Source organism: Cupriavidus necator (assembly GCF_016127575.1).
GTDB classification, from domain to species: Bacteria; Pseudomonadota; Gammaproteobacteria; order Burkholderiales; family Burkholderiaceae; genus Cupriavidus; species Cupriavidus necator_D.
In genome coordinates this window covers 1,856,448-1,876,939 of record NZ_CP066018.1, presented here as the reverse complement: position 1 = coordinate 1,876,939, position 20,492 = coordinate 1,856,448, and the positions used below count along the sequence as shown (strand labels likewise).

At 66.9% G+C, this 20,492-nt stretch carries 18 protein-coding genes; 1 reads left to right on the top strand and 17 read right to left on the bottom strand.

Going from position 1 to position 20,492, the window contains the following annotated elements; genetic code table 11:
- Nucleotides 1–79: 79 nt before the first annotated feature.
- The 15 genes from hisB to I6H87_RS08670 form a co-directional block, all read right to left on the bottom strand.
- The gene (gene hisB, locus I6H87_RS08740; RefSeq protein ID WP_010812330.1) at nt 80–667 is read right to left on the bottom strand and encodes an imidazoleglycerol-phosphate dehydratase HisB; all 588 of its coding nucleotides are present in this window, start codon (nt 665–667) and stop codon (nt 80–82) included.
- Nucleotides 668–671: 4 nt separating this feature from the next.
- Entirely contained in the window at nt 672–1,772 is a 1,101-nt protein-coding gene (hisC, locus tag I6H87_RS08735; protein WP_010812331.1) for a histidinol-phosphate transaminase, read from the bottom strand.
- Between the two features lie 47 nt (nt 1,773–1,819).
- Nucleotides 1,820–3,160, bottom strand: coding sequence for a histidinol dehydrogenase (gene hisD, locus I6H87_RS08730; RefSeq protein WP_010812332.1), 1,341 nt, complete (start codon nt 3,158–3,160; stop codon nt 1,820–1,822).
- Nucleotides 3,161–3,199: 39 nt separating this feature from the next.
- On the bottom strand, nt 3,200–3,874 hold the full coding sequence (gene hisG, locus I6H87_RS08725) for an ATP phosphoribosyltransferase (RefSeq protein WP_010812333.1): 675 nt from the start codon (nt 3,872–3,874) through the stop codon (nt 3,200–3,202).
- A gap of 9 nt (nt 3,875–3,883) precedes the next feature.
- Nucleotides 3,884–5,134, bottom strand: a complete 1,251-nt coding sequence (gene murA / locus I6H87_RS08720) for a UDP-N-acetylglucosamine 1-carboxyvinyltransferase (protein WP_011616142.1) — start codon at nt 5,132–5,134, stop codon at nt 3,884–3,886.
- A gap of 81 nt (nt 5,135–5,215) precedes the next feature.
- Entirely contained in the window at nt 5,216–5,464 is a 249-nt protein-coding gene (locus I6H87_RS08715) for a BolA family protein (RefSeq protein ID WP_010812335.1), read from the bottom strand.
- Nucleotides 5,465–5,504: 40 nt separating this feature from the next.
- Entirely contained in the window at nt 5,505–6,326 is an 822-nt protein-coding gene (locus I6H87_RS08710; protein ID WP_011616143.1) for an ABC transporter permease, read from the bottom strand.
- The gene (locus tag I6H87_RS08705) at nt 6,323–7,273 is read right to left on the bottom strand and encodes an ABC transporter ATP-binding protein (RefSeq protein ID WP_010812337.1); all 951 of its coding nucleotides are present in this window, start codon (nt 7,271–7,273) and stop codon (nt 6,323–6,325) included. Before I6H87_RS08705 ends, I6H87_RS08710 begins: the two co-directional genes overlap by 4 nt.
- A gap of 251 nt (nt 7,274–7,524) precedes the next feature.
- Nucleotides 7,525–7,821, bottom strand: a complete 297-nt coding sequence (locus tag I6H87_RS08700; protein WP_010812338.1) for an STAS domain-containing protein — start codon at nt 7,819–7,821, stop codon at nt 7,525–7,527.
- A 150-nt stretch (nt 7,822–7,971) separates the two neighbouring features.
- Nucleotides 7,972–8,601: an MlaC/ttg2D family ABC transporter substrate-binding protein gene (locus tag I6H87_RS08695; RefSeq protein WP_011616145.1), complete on the bottom strand. Its 630-nt coding sequence runs from the start codon at nt 8,599–8,601 to the stop codon at nt 7,972–7,974.
- Between the two features lie 212 nt (nt 8,602–8,813).
- A complete protein-coding gene (locus tag I6H87_RS08690; RefSeq protein ID WP_011616146.1) occupies nt 8,814–9,842 on the bottom strand; it encodes an MlaA family lipoprotein in 1,029 nt (342 codons plus the stop codon).
- Entirely contained in the window at nt 9,839–10,351 is a 513-nt protein-coding gene (mlaD, locus tag I6H87_RS08685; protein WP_010812341.1) for an outer membrane lipid asymmetry maintenance protein MlaD, read from the bottom strand. Before mlaD ends, I6H87_RS08690 begins: the two co-directional genes overlap by 4 nt.
- A gap of 63 nt (nt 10,352–10,414) precedes the next feature.
- On the bottom strand, nt 10,415–11,194 hold the full coding sequence (mlaE, locus tag I6H87_RS08680; protein ID WP_010812342.1) for a lipid asymmetry maintenance ABC transporter permease subunit MlaE: 780 nt from the start codon (nt 11,192–11,194) through the stop codon (nt 10,415–10,417).
- Nucleotides 11,191–12,009 carry an ABC transporter ATP-binding protein gene (locus I6H87_RS08675; protein WP_010812343.1) on the bottom strand — a complete coding sequence of 273 codons (819 nt, stop codon included), beginning with the start codon at nt 12,007–12,009 and terminating at the stop codon, nt 11,191–11,193. Before I6H87_RS08675 ends, mlaE begins: the two co-directional genes overlap by 4 nt.
- 143 nt (nt 12,010–12,152) lie before the next feature.
- Nucleotides 12,153–13,241, bottom strand: coding sequence for a Bug family tripartite tricarboxylate transporter substrate binding protein (locus tag I6H87_RS08670; RefSeq protein ID WP_037023841.1), 1,089 nt, complete (start codon nt 13,239–13,241; stop codon nt 12,153–12,155).
- A gap of 224 nt (nt 13,242–13,465) precedes the next feature.
- Here I6H87_RS08670 and I6H87_RS08665 point away from each other — a divergent pair, with 224 nt between their 5' ends.
- Nucleotides 13,466–14,005: a GNAT family N-acetyltransferase gene (locus I6H87_RS08665; protein WP_011616147.1), complete on the top strand. Its 540-nt coding sequence runs from the start codon at nt 13,466–13,468 to the stop codon at nt 14,003–14,005.
- A gap of 76 nt (nt 14,006–14,081) precedes the next feature.
- Here the strand turns inward: I6H87_RS08665 and I6H87_RS08660 are convergent, their stop codons facing one another.
- Entirely contained in the window at nt 14,082–15,545 is a 1,464-nt protein-coding gene (locus tag I6H87_RS08660; RefSeq protein ID WP_010812346.1) for a glutamate synthase subunit beta, read from the bottom strand.
- Nucleotides 15,546–15,665: 120 nt separating this feature from the next.
- A complete protein-coding gene (locus tag I6H87_RS08655) occupies nt 15,666–20,471 on the bottom strand; it encodes a glutamate synthase-related protein (protein WP_011616148.1) in 4,806 nt (1,601 codons plus the stop codon).
- Nucleotides 20,472–20,492 lie beyond the last annotated feature (21 nt).

Below are 20,492 nucleotides of genomic sequence, written 5' to 3'. Positions count from 1 at the left end.
CCAGCATCGCTGGCCAGGTTCAGGCTTGGAAGGTCAGCGGGCGCCGCAACCAGCCGGCACGCCTACCGTGGTGGAAAGGTCAGAGCGTACCCTTGGTCGACGGGATCGTGTTCGCCGCGCGCGGGTCCAGCTCCACCGCCATGCGCAATGCCCGGCCAAAGGCCTTGAACACGGTTTCGCACTGATGGTGGGCATTGATGCCGCGCAGGTTGTCGATATGCAGGGTCACGCCCGCATGGTTGACGAAGCCGCGGAAGAACTCGATGGTCAGGTCCACGTCGAAGCTGCCCACGCGCGCACGCGTGAACGGCACGTGGAATTCCAGGCCGGGACGGCCGGAGAAATCGATCACCACGCGCGACAGGCATTCGTCCAGCGGCACATAGCTGTGGCCATAGCGGGTGATGCCTTTCTTGTCGCCGATGGCCCTGGCAACCGCCTGGCCGAGCGTGATGCCCACGTCTTCCACCGTGTGGTGGTCGTCGATATGCGTGTCGCCGGTGGCTTCGACCTCCAGGTCGAACATGCCGTGCCGGGCGATCTGGTCCAGCATGTGGTCAAGGAACGGCACGCCGGACGCCAGTTTCTGGCGGCCGCTGCCGTCGAGATTCAGGGAAACGCGAATTTGCGTTTCCGAAGTATTGCGGGTGACCTCTGCAACACGCATGGTGTTAATCCTGCAGCGACGCTGCGAATGCCTCAAGGAACTGCGCGTTTTCTTCGGGGGTGCTGACCGTGACGCGCAGACAATTGGCCAGCAACGGGTGCATTTTACTCACGTTCTTGATCAATACCTTGCGGGCCAGCAGCCGGTCGAACGTCTGTGCGGCATCCGGCACGCGCGCGAGCAGGAAATTGGCGGCGCTGGGGAACACCGTCACGCCCGCATTCGCGGCCATGCCTTCGGCCACACGGGCGCGTTCGTCGCGCAGTTGGGCGGCCTGTTCGTCCAGCACCGACACGTGCTCCAGCGCGAACAGCGCGGCGGCTTCGGTCAGCACGTTGACGTTGTACGGCGGGCGCACCTTGTCCAGCTGCGACAGCCATTCGGGCGCGCCGGCCAGGTAGCCCAGGCGGATGCCGGCCAGGCCCAGCTTGGATACGGTGCGCATCACCAAAAGGTTGCCGAATTCCGTCAGGCGCGGCATCCAGCTGTGCTGCGCGAACGGCTGGTAGGCCTCGTCCACCACCACCAGGCTGTTGCAGACCTCGCCCTGGGCGGCGCGGACGATGGCCTCCATGTCGGCGGCATCGAACAGGTTGCCGGTGGGGTTGTTCGGGTACGCCAGGTAGATGATGGCGGGCTGGTGCTCGGCCATCGCCGCCAGCATGGCGGCGCGGTCGAGCGTGAAGTCCGCGCGCAGCGGCACGCCGACGAATTGCAGGCCGGCGAACTGCGCCGACATTGCGTACATGACGAAGCCCGGCACCGGCGCCATTACCTTGGCGCCGGGCCTGGCCGCGGCCAGCGCCAGCATGCTGATGATCTCGTCCGAGCCATTGCCGAGCAGCACGTCCATGCCGGCCGGCACCTGCATCACGGTCTTCAGCTTGGCGCGCAGCGCTTCGCTGCTGGGCACCGGGTAGCGGTTCAGCGCAACCTCGCCCAGGCGCTCGGCCAGTTCGCGGCGCAGAGCGGGAGGCAGCCGGTACGGGTTCTCCATTGCGTCGAGCTTGACCAGACCGTGCGAATCCGGCACGTGGTAGGCGCCCATGGCGCGTACGTCGTCACGGATGATGCGTTCGATCAGGGAGGGCTCTACGGCTGGCATGGGAACTCCTAAGTTGGCTGCCTTATCAGGCAGCGTGGGTCAGTAGATCAACTGCGTTTGGTGAAACGATATTCCGCGCTGCGGGCGTGGGCCTGCAGGCCTTCGCCATAGGCCAGCTCGGCGGCGATCTGGCCGAGCATCTGCGCCCCGCCCTCGCTCACTTCGATCAGGCTCGAACGCTTCTGGAAGTCATAGACGCCCAGCGGCGAAGAGAAGCGCGCGGTGCGCGAGGTCGGCAGCACGTGGTTCGGGCCCGCGCAGTAATCGCCGAGCGACTCGCTGGTATAGGGGCCCAGGAAGATGGCGCCGGCGTGGCGGATCTTTTCGCTCCACTGGCGCGGGTTCTCGGCCGAGATCTCCAGGTGCTCGGGCGCGATCGCGTTGGCGATCTCGCAGGCCTCTTCCATGTCGCGCACCTTGATCAGCGCGCCACGGCCGGAGATCGAGGCGGCAATCACCTCGCGCCGCGGCATGGTGCCAAGCTGGCGCTGGATGCTGGCTTCGACGCGGGCGATATAGCCGGCGTCCGGGCACAGCAGGATCGACTGCGCCAGTTCGTCGTGCTCGGCCTGCGAGAACAGGTCCATCGCCACCCAGTCGGGGTCGGTGGTGCCGTCGCAGATCACCAGGATCTCGGACGGGCCGGCAATCATGTCGATGCCGACGGTGCCGAACACGCGCCGCTTGGCCGCGGCCACATAGGCATTGCCCGGGCCGACGATCTTGTCGACCTGCGGCAGCGTCGCCGTGCCGTAGGCCAGCGCGCCAATCGCCTGGGCGCCGCCGATGGTGAACACGCGGTCGACGCCGGCGATCTGCGCGGCGGCCAGCACCAGCTCATTGCGCACGCCGCCCGGCGTGGGCACGACCATGATGATTTCCTTCACGCCCGCCACGCGCGCCGGGATCGCGTTCATCAGCACCGACGACGGATACGCGGCCTTGCCGCCCGGCACGTAGATGCCGACGCGGTCCAGCGGCGTCACCTTCTGGCCCAGCATGGTGCCGTCGGCCTCGGTGTATTCCCAGCTGTGGCTGCCGCATTCGATCTTCTGCTTCTCGTGGTAGGCGCGCACGCGCGCGGCGGCGGCCTCCAGCGCGGCGCGGCGCTTGGGTTCGAGGTCTTCGAGCGCGGCTTCGAGCTGCTGCTGCGATACCTCCAGCGCGCCCATCGACGACGCTTCCACGCGGTCGAAGCGCCTGGTGTATTCCAGCACCGCGGCATCCCCGCGCGCCTTCACATCAGCCAGGATCTGCGCGGCGGCGCGATCGATGGCCTCGTCCTCGCCAGCCTCGAAGGCCAGCACCTGGCGCAGCGCCTCGGCAAAGCCAGGCTTGCTGGAATCGAGCCGGCGGATCGGCAGGTTTTCCATTTCGGTTGCGTTCATGACTACTTTCCTCTCAGTCGGCGCGGGCCTGGTGTGGCCTTACGCCAGCGCCGCCGAAGCCCGTTCGAATGCGTCGAGAATCGGCGCAAGCCGCTCGCGCTTGAGTTTGAGCGCGGCCTGGTTCACCACCAGCCGCGACGAGATCTGCACGATCTCTTCGACTTCAACCAGGTTGTTGGCGCGCAGCGTGCTGCCAGTGCTGACCAGGTCGACGATGGCGTCGGACAGGCCCACCAGCGGGCCCAGCTCCATCGAACCGTACAGCTTGATCAGGTCGACGTGAACGCCCTTTTTCGCAAAATGCTCGCGCGCGGTCTGCACATACTTGGTGGCCACGGCCAGGCGCGCGCCCTGGCGCACCGCGTTGGCGTAGTCAAACCCGGCCGGCACCGCCACCGACATGCGGCAGCGCGCGATGTTCAGGTCGATCGGCGCATACAGGCCGGCCATGCCGCTTTCCATCAGCACGTCCTTGCCGGCCACGCCGAAATCGGCGGCGCCATACTGGACGTAGGTCGGCACGTCCGAGGCGCGCACGATCACCACGCGCACGGCCGGATCGGAGGTCGGCAGGATCAGCTTGCGCGAGGTCTCGGGGTCCTCGGTGACGCGGATGCCGGCGGCTTCCAGGAGCGGCAGCGTCTCGGTGAAGATGCGGCCCTTGGACAGCGCCAGCGTCAGCTGGTTGGGCGATGCGTTGAAAGTGGGGCTCATCGGACTTCCTCAGGCAATGCGGCGGATCTTCGCGCCCACTGCCGACAGCTTGTCTTCCATGCGGTCGTAGCCGCGGTCCAGGTGGTAGATGCGGTCGATCACGGTCTCGCCATCGGCCACCAGGCCGGCGATCACCAGGCTGGCCGAGGCGCGCAGGTCGGTCGCCATCACGTTGGCGCCCGACAGGCGCGGCACGCCGTTGACCACCGCGGTATTGCCTTCGACCGCGATGTCCGCGCCCAGGCGGTTCAGTTCCTGCACGTGCATGAAGCGGTTTTCGAAGATGGTCTCGGTCACGCGCGCGGTGCCTTCGGCCACGGCATTGAGCGCCATGAACTGCGCCTGCATGTCGGTCGGGAAGGCCGGGTATTCCGAGGTGCGGAAACTCACGGCCTTGGCGCGTTGCGGCATGGCCAGACGGATCCAGTCGGCGCCGGTCTCGAGTTTTGCGCCGGCTTCGCGCAGCTTGTCGAGCACGGTGTCGAGGATGTCCGGCTGCACGCCGCGCAGCACCAGGTCGCCCAGCGTCGCGGCGGCGGCGCACAGGAAGGTACCGGCCTCGATGCGGTCGGCGATCACGCTGTGGCTGGCGCCATGCAGGCGCTCCACGCCCTGCACTACCAGGCGGTCGGTGCCGATGCCTTCGATCTTCGCGCCCATCTTGACCAGCAGTTGGGCCAGGTCGGTCACCTCGGGCTCGCGCGCGGCGTTTTCCAGCACGGTCTCGCCTTCGGCCAGCGTGGCGGCCATCAGCAGGTTCTCGGTGCCGGTCACGGTGATCATGTCGGTGACCACGCGCGCGCCCTTCAGGCGCTTGGCCCGCGCATGGATAAAGCCGTGTTCGATGGTGATCTCGGCGCCCATCGCCTGCAGGCCCTTGATGTGCTGGTCGACCGGGCGCGCGCCGATGCCGCAGCCGCCGGGCAGCGACACGCGGGCCTCGCCGAAGCGCGCCACCAGCGGGCCCAGCACCAGGATCGAGGCGCGCATGGTCTTGACCAGCTCGTACGGGGCCTCGAGCACGTTGACGTCGGCGCCGTTCAGGGTCACGCGGGCGCCATCCAGCTCGGCCTGCATGCCCATCTGGCGCAGCAGCTTGAGGGTGGTGCGCACGTCCTGCAGGTTAGGCACGTTGTCCAGCGAAACGGTATCCGCCGTCAGCAGGCCCGCGCACAGGATTGGCAGGGCTGCGTTCTTCGCGCCCGACACGCGGATTTCGCCCTTCAGCGGGCCATTGCCGTGGATCTGGAATTTGTCCATGTTCTGTCGTCTGGAGCCGGGCACGCGCCCGGCGTCATGGTTCTGGGGCCGCGCGGGTGGCGCGGCGCATATTGGCGGGGCTTACTTGCCTTCGCCCGCCTGCCACTCGGCAGGCGTCAGCGTCTTCATCGACAGCGCGTGGATCTCGGCACGCATGCGGTCGCCCAGCGCGGCATAGACGCGCTGGTGGCGCTGGATCAGCCGCTTGCCTTCAAATTCGGCGCTGACGATGGTGGCAAAGAAGTGCTGGCCATCGCCCTCGACTTGCAGATGTTCGCAGGGCAGTCCTTGGGCAATGTAATCCCTGACTTGTTCCGGTGTAGGCAGCATGGGGTTCTCTTCAGCGTGATTCAGTATGGCCGGCCACAGTTCAGTGGCGCAGCTTGTATCCGGACTTCAGCAAGCGCAGCGCCAGCGCGGCCAGCACCACGAACGCCGATCCGACCACCGCCAGGCTGAACAGCGGCGACACGTCCGAGACGCCGAAGAAGCCATAGCGGAAGCCGTCGATCATGTAGAAGAACGGATTGGCATGGGACACCGCCTGCCAGAAGGCGGGCAGCGAATGGATCGAATAGAACACGCCGGACAGGAAAGTTGCCGGCATGATCAGGAAGTTCTGGAACGCGGCCAGCTGGTCGAATTTCTCGGCCCAGATGCCGGCGATCAGGCCCAGCGTGCCTAGGATGCCCGCACCAAGCAGCGCAAAGACGAGGATCCAGCCCACATTGGCAAAATGCAGGTTGGCAAACCACGCCGTCACCAGCAGCACGCCCAGGCCCACGGTCAGCCCGCGGATCACCGAGGCCACCACATAGGCGCCGAACATTTCCCAGTGCGACAAGGGCGGCAGCAGCACGAACACCAGGTTGCCGGTGATCTTGGACTGGATCAGCGATGACGAGCTGTTGGCAAACGCGTTCTGCAGCACGCTCATCATCACCAGGCCGGGCACCAGGAAGGCGGTGTAGCTGATCTGGTCATAGACCTTGACCCGGTCTTCCAGCACATGGCCGAAGATCAGCAGGTACAGCACCGCGGTCAGCACCGGAGCGGCCACGGTCTGGAAGCTCACCTTCCAGAAACGCAGCACTTCCTTGTACAGCAGGGTGCGGAAACCCACCAGGCCGCCCACGGCCATCGGCCCGAGGCCGGAGTCGTCCAGGACCTCGATATCGCCAGGCTGCTTCATGCCACGGCCTCCATCGCCGGATCGGGCAGCGCACCGGGCATATGCCCCTCGCGGCGCATGATCTGCACAAATACGTCCTCGAGGTCGGCCTTGTTGATTTCCATGTTTTCGATGTCACAGCCCGCTTCGCGGCAGGCGGCCAGGATCGGTTCAACCGCCTGGTAGCCCGACAACCGCAGGCGTACCGCGCGCTCGCCGGGGTTGGCCGGCATGCGCAACGGCTCCAGCGCCGGCGGCAGGACGCCGCGCGCAAAGGTCAGCACCAGCTGCAGGCCGGCAAACTGCGTCAGCAGGTTGCTGGTGCGGTCCAGCGTCACCACCTCGCCGAACTTGAGCATGGCGATGCGGTCGCACAGGGCCTCGGCCTCTTCCAGGTAGTGGGTGGTCAGGATGATGGTGTGCCCTTCCCGGTTCAGGCGCGAGATGAATTTCCACAGCGTCTGGCGCAGTTCCACATCCACACCGGCGGTGGGCTCGTCCAGCACGATCACCGGCGGGCGGTGCACCAGCGCCTGCGCCACCAGCACGCGCCGCTTCATGCCGCCCGAGAGCTGGCGCATATTGGCGTCGGCTTTCCCGGTCAGGTCCAGGTTGGCCATGATCTCGTCGATCCAGTCGTCGTTGCGGGTCAGGCCAAAGTAGCCCGACTGCAGCCGCAGCGTCTCGCGCACCGTGAAGAACGGATCGAACACCAGTTCCTGCGGCACCACGCCCAGCATACGCCGGGCCATCCGGTAGTCGGCAACGACATCGTGGCCAAGCACACTGACGCGGCCGGAATCGGCGCGGTTCAGGCCGGCGAGGATCGAGATCAGCGTGGTCTTGCCGGCGCCGTTGGGCCCGAGCAGGCCGAAGAATTCGCCGCGTTCGACGGTGAAGCTGACGCCCTTGAGCGCCTGCAGGTTGCGGTAGCGCTTGCGAACGTCGTGGATTTCAATGGCTTTCATGGCCGATTGTTTGTGGCGGGTTCGGCATTTTCAGGGCCAGCCGCCGGGAATTGGGGAGCAACTGCGTGCCCGGACTTCCTGGCCCGGCATGGCATGAACCGGTAGCAGGCGGGGGGATGGGCGAACAACCCGGAATTATAGGGGATGCGGGGATGGTCCCGCTTGATCCGCCCCCAGGGGCTCGGCGACCGCGCAGGGCCGTCGCCGCGGCATCGCGGGCGGCCGCCGTGCTGGCGACCGGCGATGCCGGATCAATGTCGGTGGTGGTGCCCCTGCGCTGCGGCTGCTGGGGCCAGGCCCAGCAGACCGTCCACGCCGTACAGGCTGGCCAGTTGCGACAGCTGCGGCGGCACGCCGCGCAGCGACAGCGCCTGGTTGCGCGCGGCGGCGGCGCGGTTCCATGCCAGCAGCACGGCGACCGCGGAGGAATCCACCTGCGCCAGGCCGGTGCAGTCGACCTGCACCTCGCCCTGCGCCAGGCGCGCCAGCCCGTCACGCAGCACGGCGGCGGCGTTCTGGTTGGTCAGCGAGGTACCTAGCGAGAGCATGGATGCGTGGCCTGGGGATCGGTAGCTTGAATACAGTGGCAAAAACGACGACTCCCGCACGTCAGGCGGGAGTCTGTGCCGCGAGCGGCCATTGTAGAGCAGATCGGTGCGCCGTGCTGCGTTGCAGCGGCGCACCGTTGGGCAGGCGCCTCAGCTCTTGGCGCTGGCCAGCTGGCGGTTGCGGTCCTGCAGCGTCTTGATCACGCCCTCGACGCCCTGCTGGCCGACGATGGTGTTGAAGCTGCCCTTGTAGGCTTCGGTCAGCCAGGCGCCCAGCACGTTGATGTCATAGACCTTCCAGCCCTGGGCGGTCTTTTCCAGACGGTAGTCCATCTGGATCGGCTCGCCCTTGTTGACGACCTGGGTGCGGATGGTGGCATCGGTATCCTCAGCCGTGCCGCGGTACGGGCGGTACTGCACGGTCTGGTCGCGGATCTGGGCAATGGCGCCGGCATAGGTGCGGATCAGCAGGGTCTTGAACTCCTCGGTGATCTGCTTCTGCTGCTCGGGCGTGGCCTTGGACCAGTTGCGCCCCATGGCGATCTGCGTGGTCTTCTGGAAGTTGGCGTTGGGGATGATCTTCTGCTCGACCAGCGCGGTGATCTTGCCGATATTGCCGGCCTGCATGTCCTTGTCGGCCTTGACGGTGGTCATCACGTCGCTGACCACGGCCTTGACCAGCCCGTCCGGGGTGGCCGCGTCCTGGGCCGCCACCTGGGCATGCGCCGCGCCTGCGAAGGCAACTACCGTAAGGAAGGGGACCAACAGTCGCTTTATCATGGATTTTCCTTCTTTATCAAAGACGTTCTTCGCCGAGGGCGAACTGGCCAGGCGCCATGGCTGGCGCGCGGCCTTGCGGAGATTGGAACATAAGCGCGGGGCGGTGGTTGCACCCACAAGCGCCTTTTCCGCTACTTACAAACAAATTGTTTCAGCCCTCACAGGGCATTCACAGCCTGGCGTGGGCCTGGAGCCGCCCGCGCCTCGCAGGGTCAGCGGATACGGACCCCCGGCACGATCCGCTGCATCGGGTCCATGGGTGGTATCGGCAGGCTCTGGCTCTCAGGCTGCAGGTCGCCCGAGGGCGTCTGCGCAGGCTGGGCCTGGGTGGCGGCCGGGGCCGAGGCGTCGGCCGGCGGCGCGGGAGGAGCCGGTGCTGCGGGCTGCGCCGGCGTAGCGGGCGTAGCGGGCGTAGCGGGCGTAGCGGGCGTAGCGGGCGTAGCGGGCGTGGCGGGCGTGGCGGGCTTTTCACCTTCGGTCCCGGCAGGGGCTTCAGGGCGCGCCGTCGGGGTCTCCGGGGCGCTGTCCGCATCCTCGTCGCCGTCGGGCGGGTTGCCGTCGTAGATCAGGTACTGGCGCCGCTGCAGGTAGGAATCGCGCAGGAACGAGTACTTGTCCAGCGCCGCCTGCTCCAGCAGGTTGCTGGCGCCGAGCAGCTGCGCCCGGCCGGCGACGATGCGCACGCCGGTCAGTGAATTGCGCAGCGATACCGGATAGAGATAGGCCGACGGGTCGAAACTGCGGTCCACCAGCATGCCGCCGGTGTCGCGCACGGTGCTGGGCCCGAACAGCGGCAGCACCAGGTACGGCCCGGGCGGCACGCCCCACACGCCCAGCGTCTGGCCGAAGTCTTCCTTGTACTTGGGCAGGCCGGCCGGGGTGGCGATGTCGATCAGGCCGCCGATCCCCAGCACGGTGTTCATGGCCACGCGCATGGTGTCCTCGGCGGCGCGGGTGGGCTTGCCCTGCAGCAGGTTGTTCGCCGCCGAGTAGACATCGCTCACGTTGGAGAAGAAATTCTCCACCGCACGCTGCACCGGCGTGGGCATGTAGTCGGCATAGACCTGGGCCACCGGGCGCAGGATGCCCTTGTCGAAGTCCTCGTTGATCTTCGAGACTTCGCGATTGAACGGCTCCAGCGGGTCTTTCGGATTGGCGGTGGGGCCAGTGGCGCAACCGGCGAGCACGGCCGCGGCAGCGACTGCGGCCAGGCCCTTGCAGAACGATGGCGCAGCGCTCATTTGAGGTCCCCTGCCGGCGCCGGCGCGCTGGCACCGGCCGGCGCACCGCCGCCGGCATCCGCCGCCTTGTTGTACAGGAACTGGCCGATCAGGTTTTCCAGCACCACGGCCGACTGCGTCATGGTGATGCGCGCGCCTTCGGCCAGCATGGCGGTGTCGCCGCCGGCTTCGAGGCCGATGTACTGCTCGCCGAGCAATCCGGATGTCAGGATCTTGGCCGAGGTGTCCTTGGGGAACTGGTAGCGCTTCTCCAGGCTCATCTCGACGGTGGCCTGGTAGGTCTTGTCGTCGAAGCGGATCGCCGCCACGCGGCCGACCACCACGCCCGCGCTCTTGACCGGCGCGCGCGGCTTGAGCCCGCCGATGTTGTCAAAGCGCGCCTGCACGCTGTAGGTGTCCTGGAAGGAAAAGGCGCTCATGTTCCCCGCCTTGAGGGCCAGGAACAGCACGGCGACGAACCCCGCCGCCACGAACAGCCCCACCCAGAAATCGAGTGCGTTCTTTTTCATTGGAATCTCTTTCTTCAACCCCGTAGTGTTCTTGTCGCTGTCTTGTCGTTGGTATGGCCCGCGTCAGTTGCTGAACATCAGCGCGGTCAGCAGGAAATCCAGCCCCAGCACGGCCAGCGACGCAATCACCACGGTGCGGGTGGTCGCGCGCGAGACGCCTTCCGGCGTGGGCTTGGCCTCGAAGCCCTGGTACAGGGCAATAAACGTCACGGCGATGCCAAAGATAAAGCTCTTGATCACGCCATTGAGCACGTCGGCGCGCACGTCGACGCCGCCCTGCATCTGGGACCAGAAGGCGCCGGCGTCGACGCCGATCAACTGCACGCCCACCACGTAGCCGCCCAGGATGCCGACCGCGCTGAAGATCGCCGCCAGCACCGGCATGGCGATCACGCCTGCCCAGAAGCGCGGCGCGATCACGCGCTGCAGCGGGTTCACCGCCATCATTTCCATGGCCGTCAGCTGCTCGCCCGCCTTCATCAGGCCGATCTCGGCCGTCAGCGAGGTGCCGGCGCGGCCGGCGAACAGCAGCGCGGTCACCACCGGGCCCAGCTCGCGCACCAGCGACAAGGCCACCAGCAGCCCCAGCGCCTGCTCGGACCCGTAGCGGTTCAGCGTGTAGTAGCCCTGCAGGCCAAGCACGAAGCCCACGAACAGGCCCGACACCGCGATGATCACCAGCGACAGGTTGCCGACGAAGAAGACCTGGTCGGTCACCAGGCGGAAGCGGCGCAGCAGCGCCGGCGACAGGCCCAGCAGTGTCAGGAACATGCGCGTGGCGCGGCCCAGCCCCGACACGCTGCGGCGCACGGCCGCGCCGATGGTGATAAAGAAGTCCGTCACCGCACACCTCCGGCGAAATCCTCGGCCAGCGAAGGTCCGGCGTAGTGGAACGGCACCGGGCCGTCGGCCTCGGCATGGACGAACTGGTGCACGAACGGGTCGGTGGAGGCGCGCAGCGCCTCGGGCTCGCCCTGCGCGACGATGCGGCCGTCGGCAATGAAATAGACGTAGTCGGCGATCTGGAAGGTCTCGTGCACGTCGTGCGAGACGATGATCGTGGTGGCGCCCAGCGCGTCGTTCAGGCTGCGGATCAGGCGCGCGGTCAGCCCGAGCGAGATCGGGTCCAGCCCGGCAAAGGGCTCGTCATACATCAGCAGCGCCGGGTCCAGCGCAATCGCGCGCGCCAGCGCCACGCGCCGCGCCATGCCGCCCGAGATCTGCGCCGGCATCAGGTCGCGCGCGCCGCGCAGGCCGACCGCGTTGAGCTTCATCAGCACCAGGTCGCGGATCATCGAGTCGGGCAGGTCGGTGTGCTCGCGCAGCGGGAACGCCACATTGTCGAACACCGACAGGTCGGTAAACAGCGCACCGAACTGGAACAGCATGCCCATCTGGCGGCGCACCGCGTACAGGCCGCGGGTATCCAGCGTGTGGATATCGGTGCCGGCAAAGCTGACCGTGCCTGCCTGAGGACGGACCTGGCCGCCGATCAGCCGCAGCACCGTGGTCTTGCCGCAACCCGAGCCGCCCATCACCGCAATCACCTTGCCACGCGGGAATTGCATGGTCAGGCCGGACAGGATCGGCTTGCCGTGGTCCGCATAGGCGAAGTCCACCGCAGTCAGTTCGACGAGGTTTTGAGCAGAATCGGTCACGTTGGCACCGGTCAGGACAGTCGCGCATTATAAGGTGTACTACCTAGCCCTGCTGGCGCCCGTGTGCCCCGCGCCACATGCCCCCGTCGGGGGAGCCTCTCAGACTTGCCCTAGCCCCCCAAACCTGCCCATCCCTTTGCTGCTCAAGGCTCCTGTATCGGCGAGACGTCCTTCAGGATCACCTGCCATTGGATAGATTCCGAGCGGATCGCGGTGGCAAACGCCTCCGGCGAATCGCGCAGCGGCGTGACCCCCGCCGCCTGCAGACGCGAACGCACCTCGCGCTCGGACATGACCGCGTCGAGTTCGACCGCCAGCCTGGCGACGATCGCGCGCGGGGTCTTGGCCGGCGCCATCACGCCAAACCAGGCAGCCGCGGCATAGCCTTCCAGCCCCGACTCCTGCAGCGTCGGCACCAGCGGCGCCAGCGGCGAGCGGGCCACGCCCGTCACCCCGAGCAGGCGCAGCCCGCCGCTTCTGACCTGGCCCTGGACCGCGGCAAACGAACAGAAACAGGCACTGACGCGGCCGGCCAGCATCTCCTGGACCACGGCGGCCTCACCCTTGGCGGTGACCAGCGGCACGCCGCTGCGGATGCCGCGCACCGCGTACTCGGCGTACAGGTGGGAGGGGCTGCCCGGCTGGCCGTAGCCATAGCTGTAGGAGCCCGGGTTCGACCTGACCGCGGTCATCCATTGCTCCGGCGTGCGCATGGGCAGCCGGGCATCGATCACCAGGAACAGCGGCGTGGTGGCCACGCGCGCAACCGGCGTGAAATCGCGCACGACGTCGTACGGCACCGGCTCCAGTCCGGGCTGGATCAGCATATTGGCCTGGTGCAACAACAGGGTGTGGCCATCGGAGCTGGCCTTGGCGACCACGTCGCCGGCGATGGTGCCGGCGGCGCCGGGCCGGTTGTCGACCTCCACCGGCACGCCCAGCCGGACGGAGAGGCGCTCGGCCAGCATGCGCGCCACCGCATCGGCAACACCGCCGGCCGGGAATGGCACGATCAGGCGCATCGGGCGGTCGGGGAACGACATGCTGCGGGCGAGCTGCTGGGTCCCCGCATGCGCCGGCATGGCTGGCACCGCAAGCGCCAGCGTGGCACACCCCAGGGCGTACAGGCACAGGAAAGACCGGAGCCAGCGCCGGACTGCGCCCATTGGGGGGCGCGGCGCGAACTTCGCTTTACCTCGCCAAAGCCGCGACAAATTGCGCACTTCGGGCATCAATTTCCTCCGGCCGGTCCCCTGAGGAGGCGGCAAGCTGGTTCTGGGGAAAAAGGATTTGCGAGGCAGTTTCCGTTAGTTGTTTTTTGAAAATTGTAAGGACATTGCCCAGGGCACCACAGGCACGTAAACCATAGCCGGGAGAACCCTGAAGGCCCCGCCAGGCCTTGCCAAACGCGCCATGGCGGCCAGGATGCACGGACCTCGCCGGCTATAATCGGCCGATGACGATTTTCACCGTGCGGCCGATGGTCACAGCCGACCTGCCGGCCGTGCTGGCGGTACAAGCCAGCTGCTATACCGAAGTCCTGCTGGAGAGCCAGGCCGCGCTGGCAAGCCGGCTGGCGCTGTCCCCCGCCACCTGCTGGGTCGCGGACGATCCCGGACATCCCGGCGCGCTTGCCGCCTATCTCTTTACCCACGCCTGGCCCGAAGCCACGCTGCCGCCGCTGGACGGCGTGCTCGACCACGGCTGGCGCCATGGCGCCGCGCCGGACGCCCTCACCTGGTTCGTGCACGACATGGCGGTGGCGCCCGCCGGACGCGGCGCCGGCCTGGCGCCGCGCCTGTACGCCGCGGCACAGGCGGCCGCGCGCGCGGCGGGGCTGCGGCGTTCGCGGCTGATCGCGGTGCAGTCGGCGGCGCCGTGGTGGCACAGGCTCGGATACGTCCCGGTGGCGGCGCACACGGCCACCGCCCATGCGCCCAAGCTGGCCAGCTACGGCGCCAGTGCGGTGCTGATGGAGCGCACGCTGGCCGACTGAGCGCTGCGCCGGCGCGAGGACGACAAAAAGCCCGCCGGCTTGCGCCAGGCGGGCTTCTTGTTCCTGCCGGGGTGAATCAGCGCGGCAGTTCGGTGTGACCCATCAGGAAGGCATCGACCGAACGCGCGGCCTGGCGGCCTTCGCGGATCGCCCACACCACCAGCGACTGGCCACGGCGCACGTCGCCAGCGGCGAACACCTTGGGCACGTTGGTGTGGTAGGCACGCTCGCCCTCGGTCGAGGCCTTGGCGTTCTTGCGCGCATCGGTATCCACGCCAAACGCTTCCAGCATCGAACCCACCGGGTTGGTAAAGCCCATCGCCAGCAGCACCAGGTCGGCCGGCAGGATGAACTCGCTGCCTTCGACTTCCTGCATGCGGCCATCCTTCCATTCGACACGGCAGGCCTTCAGTGCGGTGACCTTGCCGTTCTCGCCGATGAATTCCTTGGTGGCGACCGACCAGTCTCGCTCGCAGCCTTCATCGTGCGACGACGAGGTGCGCAGCTTGATCGGCCAGTACGGCCACACCAGCGGCTTGTCCTCTTCTTCCGGCGGCTGCGGCAGCAGTTCAAACTGCGTCACCGAGGTGGCGCCATGGCGGTTGGACGTACCCACGCAGTCGGAGCCGGTATCGCCGCCACCGATCACAATCACGTTCTTGCCTTCGGCGCGGATCTCGTTTTCGCCGTCGCCTGCCACTTCCTTGTTCTGCGGGATCAGGAATTCCAGCGCGAAGTGGATGCCGGCCAGGTCGCGGCCCGGCACCGGCAGGTCGCGCGGCACTTCCGAGCCGCCCGCCAGCACCACGGCGTCGAACTGGTCCATCAGGGCCTGGGCCGAGATGGTTTCACGGGCGTAGTTCTTGATGCCGGCCGGCAGTTCGCCGTCGGTCACCATCACGCCCGGACGGAAGGTCACGCCTTCGGCCTGCATCTGCTCGATGCGGCGGTCGATCAGCGTCTTCTCCATCTTGAAGTCGGGGATGCCGTAGCGCAGCAGGCCGCCGATGCGGTCGTTCTTCTCGAACACGGTCACGTCATGGCCGGCGCGTGCCAGCTGCTGCGCGGCAGCCATGCCGGCGGGACCGGAGCCGACCACGGCCACGGTCTTGCCGGTCTTGTGGCGCGGCAGCTGCGGCCTGACCCAGCCCTCTTCCCAGGCCTTGTCGATGATGGCGTGCTCGATCGACTTGATGCCCACCGGCAGTTCATTGATGCCCAGCGTGCAGGCGGCCTCGCACGGTGCGGGGCAGATGCGGCCGGTGAACTCGGGGAAGTTGTTGGTCTGGTGCAGCACCTCGATCGCCGACTTCCAGTCCTGGCGGTACACCAGGTCGTTGAAGTCGGGGATGATGTTGTTGACCGGGCAGCCGTTGTTGCAGAACGGGATGCCGCAGTCCATGCAGCGCGCACCCTGGATCTTCGCTTCGCTGTCGGACAGCGCGAACACGAATTCCTTGTAGTGCTTCACGCGCTTGACTACCGGTTCGTAGCCTTCGTTCTGGCGCGGAAATTCGAGAAAGCCAGTCGCCTTACCCATGTTGCGTCCTTGGTCATGCTGCGCGGGACCGGCGGCGTCGCCAGCCCTGCGGTGGGGTCAGAATCTTGTCAGGGCCGCGGCGGCTGCCGCGGCCCCTCTGCGTGGTTGCGTTGCGCTCGCTCAGGCCGCGATGGCTTCGCGGTCGCTGTCGCGGGCGGCCTGTTCCTTGGCGTACATCTCGCCCAGCGCGCGCTTGTACTCGGTCGGGAAGACCTTGACGAACTTGCGGCGTGCCGTGGTCCAGTCGGCCAGCAGCGCCTTGGCGCGCTCGGAACCGGTGTAGCGGAAATGCTGCTCGATCAGGTTGCGCAGGATGACCTCATCCAGCTGGCGCTTGCCGTCGACCTTGTGCCACGAAGCCTCGGGCTGGCCCTTCTCCTGGTCGGCCGAAGCCAGCACTGCTTCCAGCGCCACCATCGAGGTGTTGCAGCGCTTGTCGAACAGGCCGTCCTCGTCGTAGACGTAGGCCACGCCGCCCGACATGCCGGCCGCGAAGTTGCGTCCGGTGCCGCCCAGCACCACCACCGTGCCGCCGGTCATGTACTCGCAACCGTGGTCGCCGGTGCCTTCCACCACTGCCACCGCACCCGAGTTGCGCACCGCGAAGCGCTCGCCGGCCACGCCGTTGAAGAACGCTTCCCCGGCGATAGCACCGTACAGCACGGTGTTGCCGACGATGATGTTGCGGGTCGGGTCGCCGCGGAACTCATGCGGAGCGCGCACGATCACGCGGCCGCCCGACAGGCCCTTGCCGACATAGTCGTTGCCGTCGCCCACCAGGTCCAGCGTGATGCCGTGCGCCAGGAACGCGCCGAACGACTGGCCGGCGGTGCCTTGCAGCTGGATGTGGATGGTATCGTCAGGCAGGCCTTCGTGGCCATGCTGGCGCGCCACCACGCCCGACAGCATCGCGCCGACGGTACGGTTGACGTTCTTCACCGGCTGGATGAACGAGACCCGCTCGCCCTTCTCGATCGCCGGTCGGGCCTTGGCGATCAGCACGTGGTCCAGCGCCTTGCCGGCCTCGGCCGACAGGCCGTGGTCCTGCACGTCGGTGTGGTACAGCGGCACGTCCGCGCCCAGCGAGACCTGGTGGAAGATGCGGCCGAAGTCCAGGCCGCGCGCCTTCCAGTGCTCGATGCCGGGCTTGGTGTCGAGCAGGTCGGCGCGGCCGATCAGCTCGTCGAACTTGCGGATGCCCAGCTGGGCCATGATTTCGCGGGCTTCTTCCGCAACGAAGAAGAAGAAGTTGACCACGTGCTCAGGCTTGCCCTGGAACTTCCTGCGCAGCTGCGGATCCTGCGTGGCCACGCCCACCGGGCAGGTGTTCAGGTGGCACTTGCGCATCATGATGCAGCCTTCCGCAACCAGCGGCGCGGTGGCGAAGCCGAATTCATCGGCGCCCAGCAGCGCGCCGATGACGACGTCGCGGCCGGTCTTCATCTGGCCGTCGGCCTGCACGCGGATGCGGTTGCGCAGGCCGTTGAGCAGCAGCGTCTGCTGCGTTTCGGCCAGGCCCAGCTCCCACGGCGTGCCGGCATGCTTGATCGACGACCACGGCGAAGCGCCGGTGCCGCCATCATGGCCGGCGATCACGACGTGGTCGGCCTTGGCCTTGGCCACGCCCGCGGCCACCGTGCCGACGCCGACTTCGGACACCAGCTTGACCGAGATGTCCGACACCGGGTTGACGTTCTTCAGGTCGTGGATCAGCTGTGCCAGATCCTCGATCGAATAGATGTCATGGTGCGGGGGCGGCGAGATCAGGCCCACGCCCGGCACCGAGTAACGCAGCTTGCCGATGTAGTCCGAGACCTTGTGGCCGGGCAGCTGGCCGCCTTCGCCGGGCTTGGCACCCTGCGCCATCTTGATCTGGATCTGGTCGGCCGAAGCCAGGTATTCGGCGGTCACGCCGAAACGGCCCGACGCCACCTGCTTGATCTTCGAGCGCAGCGAATCGCCTTCCTGCAGTTCCAGGTCGCGTTCGATCACGTTGTCGCCCAGCAGGCCCTTGAGGGTATCGCCCTGCTTGATGGGAATGCCGCGCAGCTCGTTGCGGTAGCGCTTCTCGTCCTCGCCGCCTTCGCCGGTGTTGGACTTGCCGCCGATGCGGTTCATCGCCAGCGCCAGCGTGGTGTGGGCTTCGGTCGAGATCGAGCCGAGCGACATCGCACCGGTGGCGAAGCGCTTGACGATCTCCTTGGCCGACTCCACCTCTTCCAGCGGAATCGCCTTGGCCGGATCGACCTTGAACTCGAACAGGCCACGCAGCGTCATGTGGCGCTTGCTCTGGTCGTTGATGATGTTGGCGTATTCCTTGTACGTCTGGTAGGCGCCCTTGCCGTCGTCGGCGCGCACCGAGTGCTGCAGCTTGGCGACCGAGTCCGGGGTCCACATATGCTCTTCGCCGCGGATGCGGAAGGCGTATTCGCCGCCGGCGTCCAGCATGCTTTCCAGCACCGGGTTGTCGCCAAAGGCGTCGCGGTGCAGGCGCAGGGCTTCCTCGGCCACTTCGAAGATGCCGATGCCCTCGACATTCGACGGGGTGCCATGGAAGTACTTCTGCACCAGTTCGCGCGACAGGCCGATGGCTTCGAAGATCTGCGCGCCGGTGTACGACATGTAGGTGGAGATGCCCATCTTGGACATCACTTTGAACAGGCCCTTGCCGATCGCCTTGACGAAGTTCTTGACCGCCTTCTCGGGCGACAGGTCGCCGGACAGGCCCTGGGCCATTTCGGCCAGCGTTTCCATCGCCAGGTACGGATGCACGGCTTCGGCGCCATAGCCGGCCAGCAGCGCGAAGTGGTGCACTTCACGGGCGGTGCCGGTCTCGACCACCAGGCCGGTGGACGTGCGCAGGCCCTTCTCCACCAGGTGGTGGTGGATGGCGGACGTGGCCAGCAGCGCGGGAATCGCAACATGCTCGGCATCCACGCGGCGGTCCGACACGATCAGGATGTTGAAGCCCGAACGCACCGCATCCACGGCTTCGGCGCACAGCGAGGCCAGGCGCGCTTCGATGCCCTCCTTGCCCCAGGCCTTCGGGTAGCAGATGTTCAGCTCGTACGAACGGAACTTGCCGCCGGTGTAGTGCTCGATATTGCGGATCTTGGCGATGTCCTTGAAGTCCAGCACCGGCTGGGACACTTCGAGGCGCATCGGCGGGTTGATGTTGTTCAGCTCGAGCAGGTTCGGCTTCGGGCCGATGAACGACACCAGCGACATCACCATGTTCTCGCGGATCGGGTCGATCGGCGGGTTGGTGACCTGGGCGAACAGCTGCTTGAAGTAGTGGTACAGCGTCTTGTTCTTGGACGACAGGATGGCCAGCGGCGAATCGTTGCCCATCGAGCCGGTGGCTTCCTCGCCGGCCAGCGCCATCGGCGCCATCAGGAACTTGACGTCTTCCTGGGTGTAGCCAAAGGCCTGCTGGCGGTCCAGCAGCTTGGCCACGGGCTTCTTCTCGGCGGCAACGTCTTCAGGCTTGGCGTCGAGCTCGTCGAGCTTGATGCGCACGGCGTCGATCCAGCTCTTGTACGGCTTGGCGTTGGCCAGGTTGTCCTTGAGTTCCTTGTCGTCGATGATGCGGCCCTGTTCCATGTCGATCAGGAACATCTTGCCCGGCTGCAGGCGCCACTTCTCAACGATGCGCGACTCGGGGAACGGCAGCACGCCGGCTTCCGAAGCCAGCACCACGATGTCGTCCTCGGTCACGTAGAAACGTGCCGGGCGCAGGCCGTTGCGGTCCAGCGTGGCGCCGATCTGGCGGCCATCGGTGAAGCAGATCGCGGCCGGGCCGTCCCACGGCTCCATCATGGCGGCGTGGTACTCGTAGAAGGCGCGGCGGTTGTCGTCCATCAGCGTGTGCTGTTCCCAGGCTTCCGGGATCATCATCATCATCGCGTGGACGAGCGGGTAGCCGGCCATCGTCAGCAGTTCGAGGCAGTTGTCGAACGATGCGGTGTCGGACTGGCCCGGGTAGATCAGCGGCCACAGCTTGGGCAGGTCGTCGCCGAGCACCGGCGACGAGATCGCGCCGGTGCGCGCGTTGATCCAGTTGACATTGCCCTTGACCGTGTTGATTTCGCCGTTGTGGGCGACCATGCGGTACGGGTGGGCCAGTTCCCAGGCCGGGAAGGTGTTGGTCGAGAAGCGCTGGTGCACCAGGGCCAGGGCCGAGACGGCGCGCTGGTCCAGCAGGTCCAGGTAGTACTCGCCAACCTGGTTGGCCAGCAGCAGGCCCTTGTACACCACGGTACGGGCCGACATTGACGGCACGAAGTATTCCTTGCCGTGCTTGAGCTTGAGCGCCTGGATGGCATGGCTGGCGGTCTTGCGGATGACGTAGAGCTTACGTTCCAGCGCGTCCGTGGTCATGATGTCGCGGCCGCGCCCGATGAAGATCTGGCGGATCACCGGCTCGGTGGTGCGCACCGTCGGCGACATCGGCATCTTGGCGTCGACCGGCACGTCGCGCCAGCCCAGCACGACCTGGCCTTCCAGGCGGACCGTGCGCTCCAGTTCCTGCTCGCAGGCCAGGCGCGAGGCGTGTTCCTTCGGCAGGAAGATCATGCCCACGCCGTATTCGCCGGCGGGCGGCAGGCTCACGCCCTGCGCGGCCATTTCCTCGCGGTAGAACTGGTCCGGGATCTGGATCAGGATGCCGGCACCGTCGCCCATCAGCGCATCGGCGCCGACCGCACCCCGGTGGTCCAGGTTCTCCAGGATCTTCAGGCCCTGCGAGATGATCTCGTGGGACTTCTTGCCCTTGATATGCGCGACCATGCCGACGCCGCAGGCGTCATGCTCGTTGCTGGGATCGTACATGCCCTGCGCTTGCGGGCGCAGGTCAATGGCGTGGGAAGACTCGCTGGTCTGCGCTTGTGCCTGAGCTTGGGCCGAAAGATTTTTCGTTTGGTCCACGGGCTGAATTCCGGTGAAGGC

Excerpts from the sequence above, each read along its gene's own strand:
- hisB (WP_010812330.1), bottom strand. The coding sequence starts at position 667 with ATGCGTGTTGCAGAGGTCACCCGCAATACTTCGGAAACGCAAATTCGC.
- hisC (WP_010812331.1), bottom strand. The coding sequence starts at position 1,772 with ATGCCAGCCGTAGAGCCCTCCCTGATCGAACGCATCATCCGTGACGAC.
- hisD (WP_010812332.1), bottom strand. The coding sequence starts at position 3,160 with ATGAACGCAACCGAAATGGAAAACCTGCCGATCCGCCGGCTCGATTCC.
- hisG (WP_010812333.1), bottom strand. The coding sequence starts at position 3,874 with ATGAGCCCCACTTTCAACGCATCGCCCAACCAGCTGACGCTGGCGCTG.
- murA (WP_011616142.1), bottom strand. The coding sequence starts at position 5,134 with ATGGACAAATTCCAGATCCACGGCAATGGCCCGCTGAAGGGCGAAATC.
- I6H87_RS08715 (WP_010812335.1), bottom strand. The coding sequence starts at position 5,464 with ATGCTGCCTACACCGGAACAAGTCAGGGATTACATTGCCCAAGGACTG.
- I6H87_RS08710 (WP_011616143.1), bottom strand. The coding sequence starts at position 6,326 with ATGAAGCAGCCTGGCGATATCGAGGTCCTGGACGACTCCGGCCTCGGG.
- I6H87_RS08705 (WP_010812337.1), bottom strand. The coding sequence starts at position 7,273 with ATGAAAGCCATTGAAATCCACGACGTTCGCAAGCGCTACCGCAACCTG.
- I6H87_RS08700 (WP_010812338.1), bottom strand. The coding sequence starts at position 7,821 with ATGCTCTCGCTAGGTACCTCGCTGACCAACCAGAACGCCGCCGCCGTG.
- I6H87_RS08695 (WP_011616145.1), bottom strand. The coding sequence starts at position 8,601 with ATGATAAAGCGACTGTTGGTCCCCTTCCTTACGGTAGTTGCCTTCGCA.
- I6H87_RS08690 (WP_011616146.1), bottom strand. The coding sequence starts at position 9,842 with ATGAGCGCTGCGCCATCGTTCTGCAAGGGCCTGGCCGCAGTCGCTGCC.
- mlaD (WP_010812341.1), bottom strand. The coding sequence starts at position 10,351 with ATGAAAAAGAACGCACTCGATTTCTGGGTGGGGCTGTTCGTGGCGGCG.
- I6H87_RS08670 (WP_037023841.1), bottom strand. The coding sequence starts at position 13,241 with ATGCCCGAAGTGCGCAATTTGTCGCGGCTTTGGCGAGGTAAAGCGAAG.
- I6H87_RS08665 (WP_011616147.1), top strand. The coding sequence starts at position 13,466 with ATGACGATTTTCACCGTGCGGCCGATGGTCACAGCCGACCTGCCGGCC.
- I6H87_RS08660 (WP_010812346.1), bottom strand. The coding sequence starts at position 15,545 with ATGGGTAAGGCGACTGGCTTTCTCGAATTTCCGCGCCAGAACGAAGGC.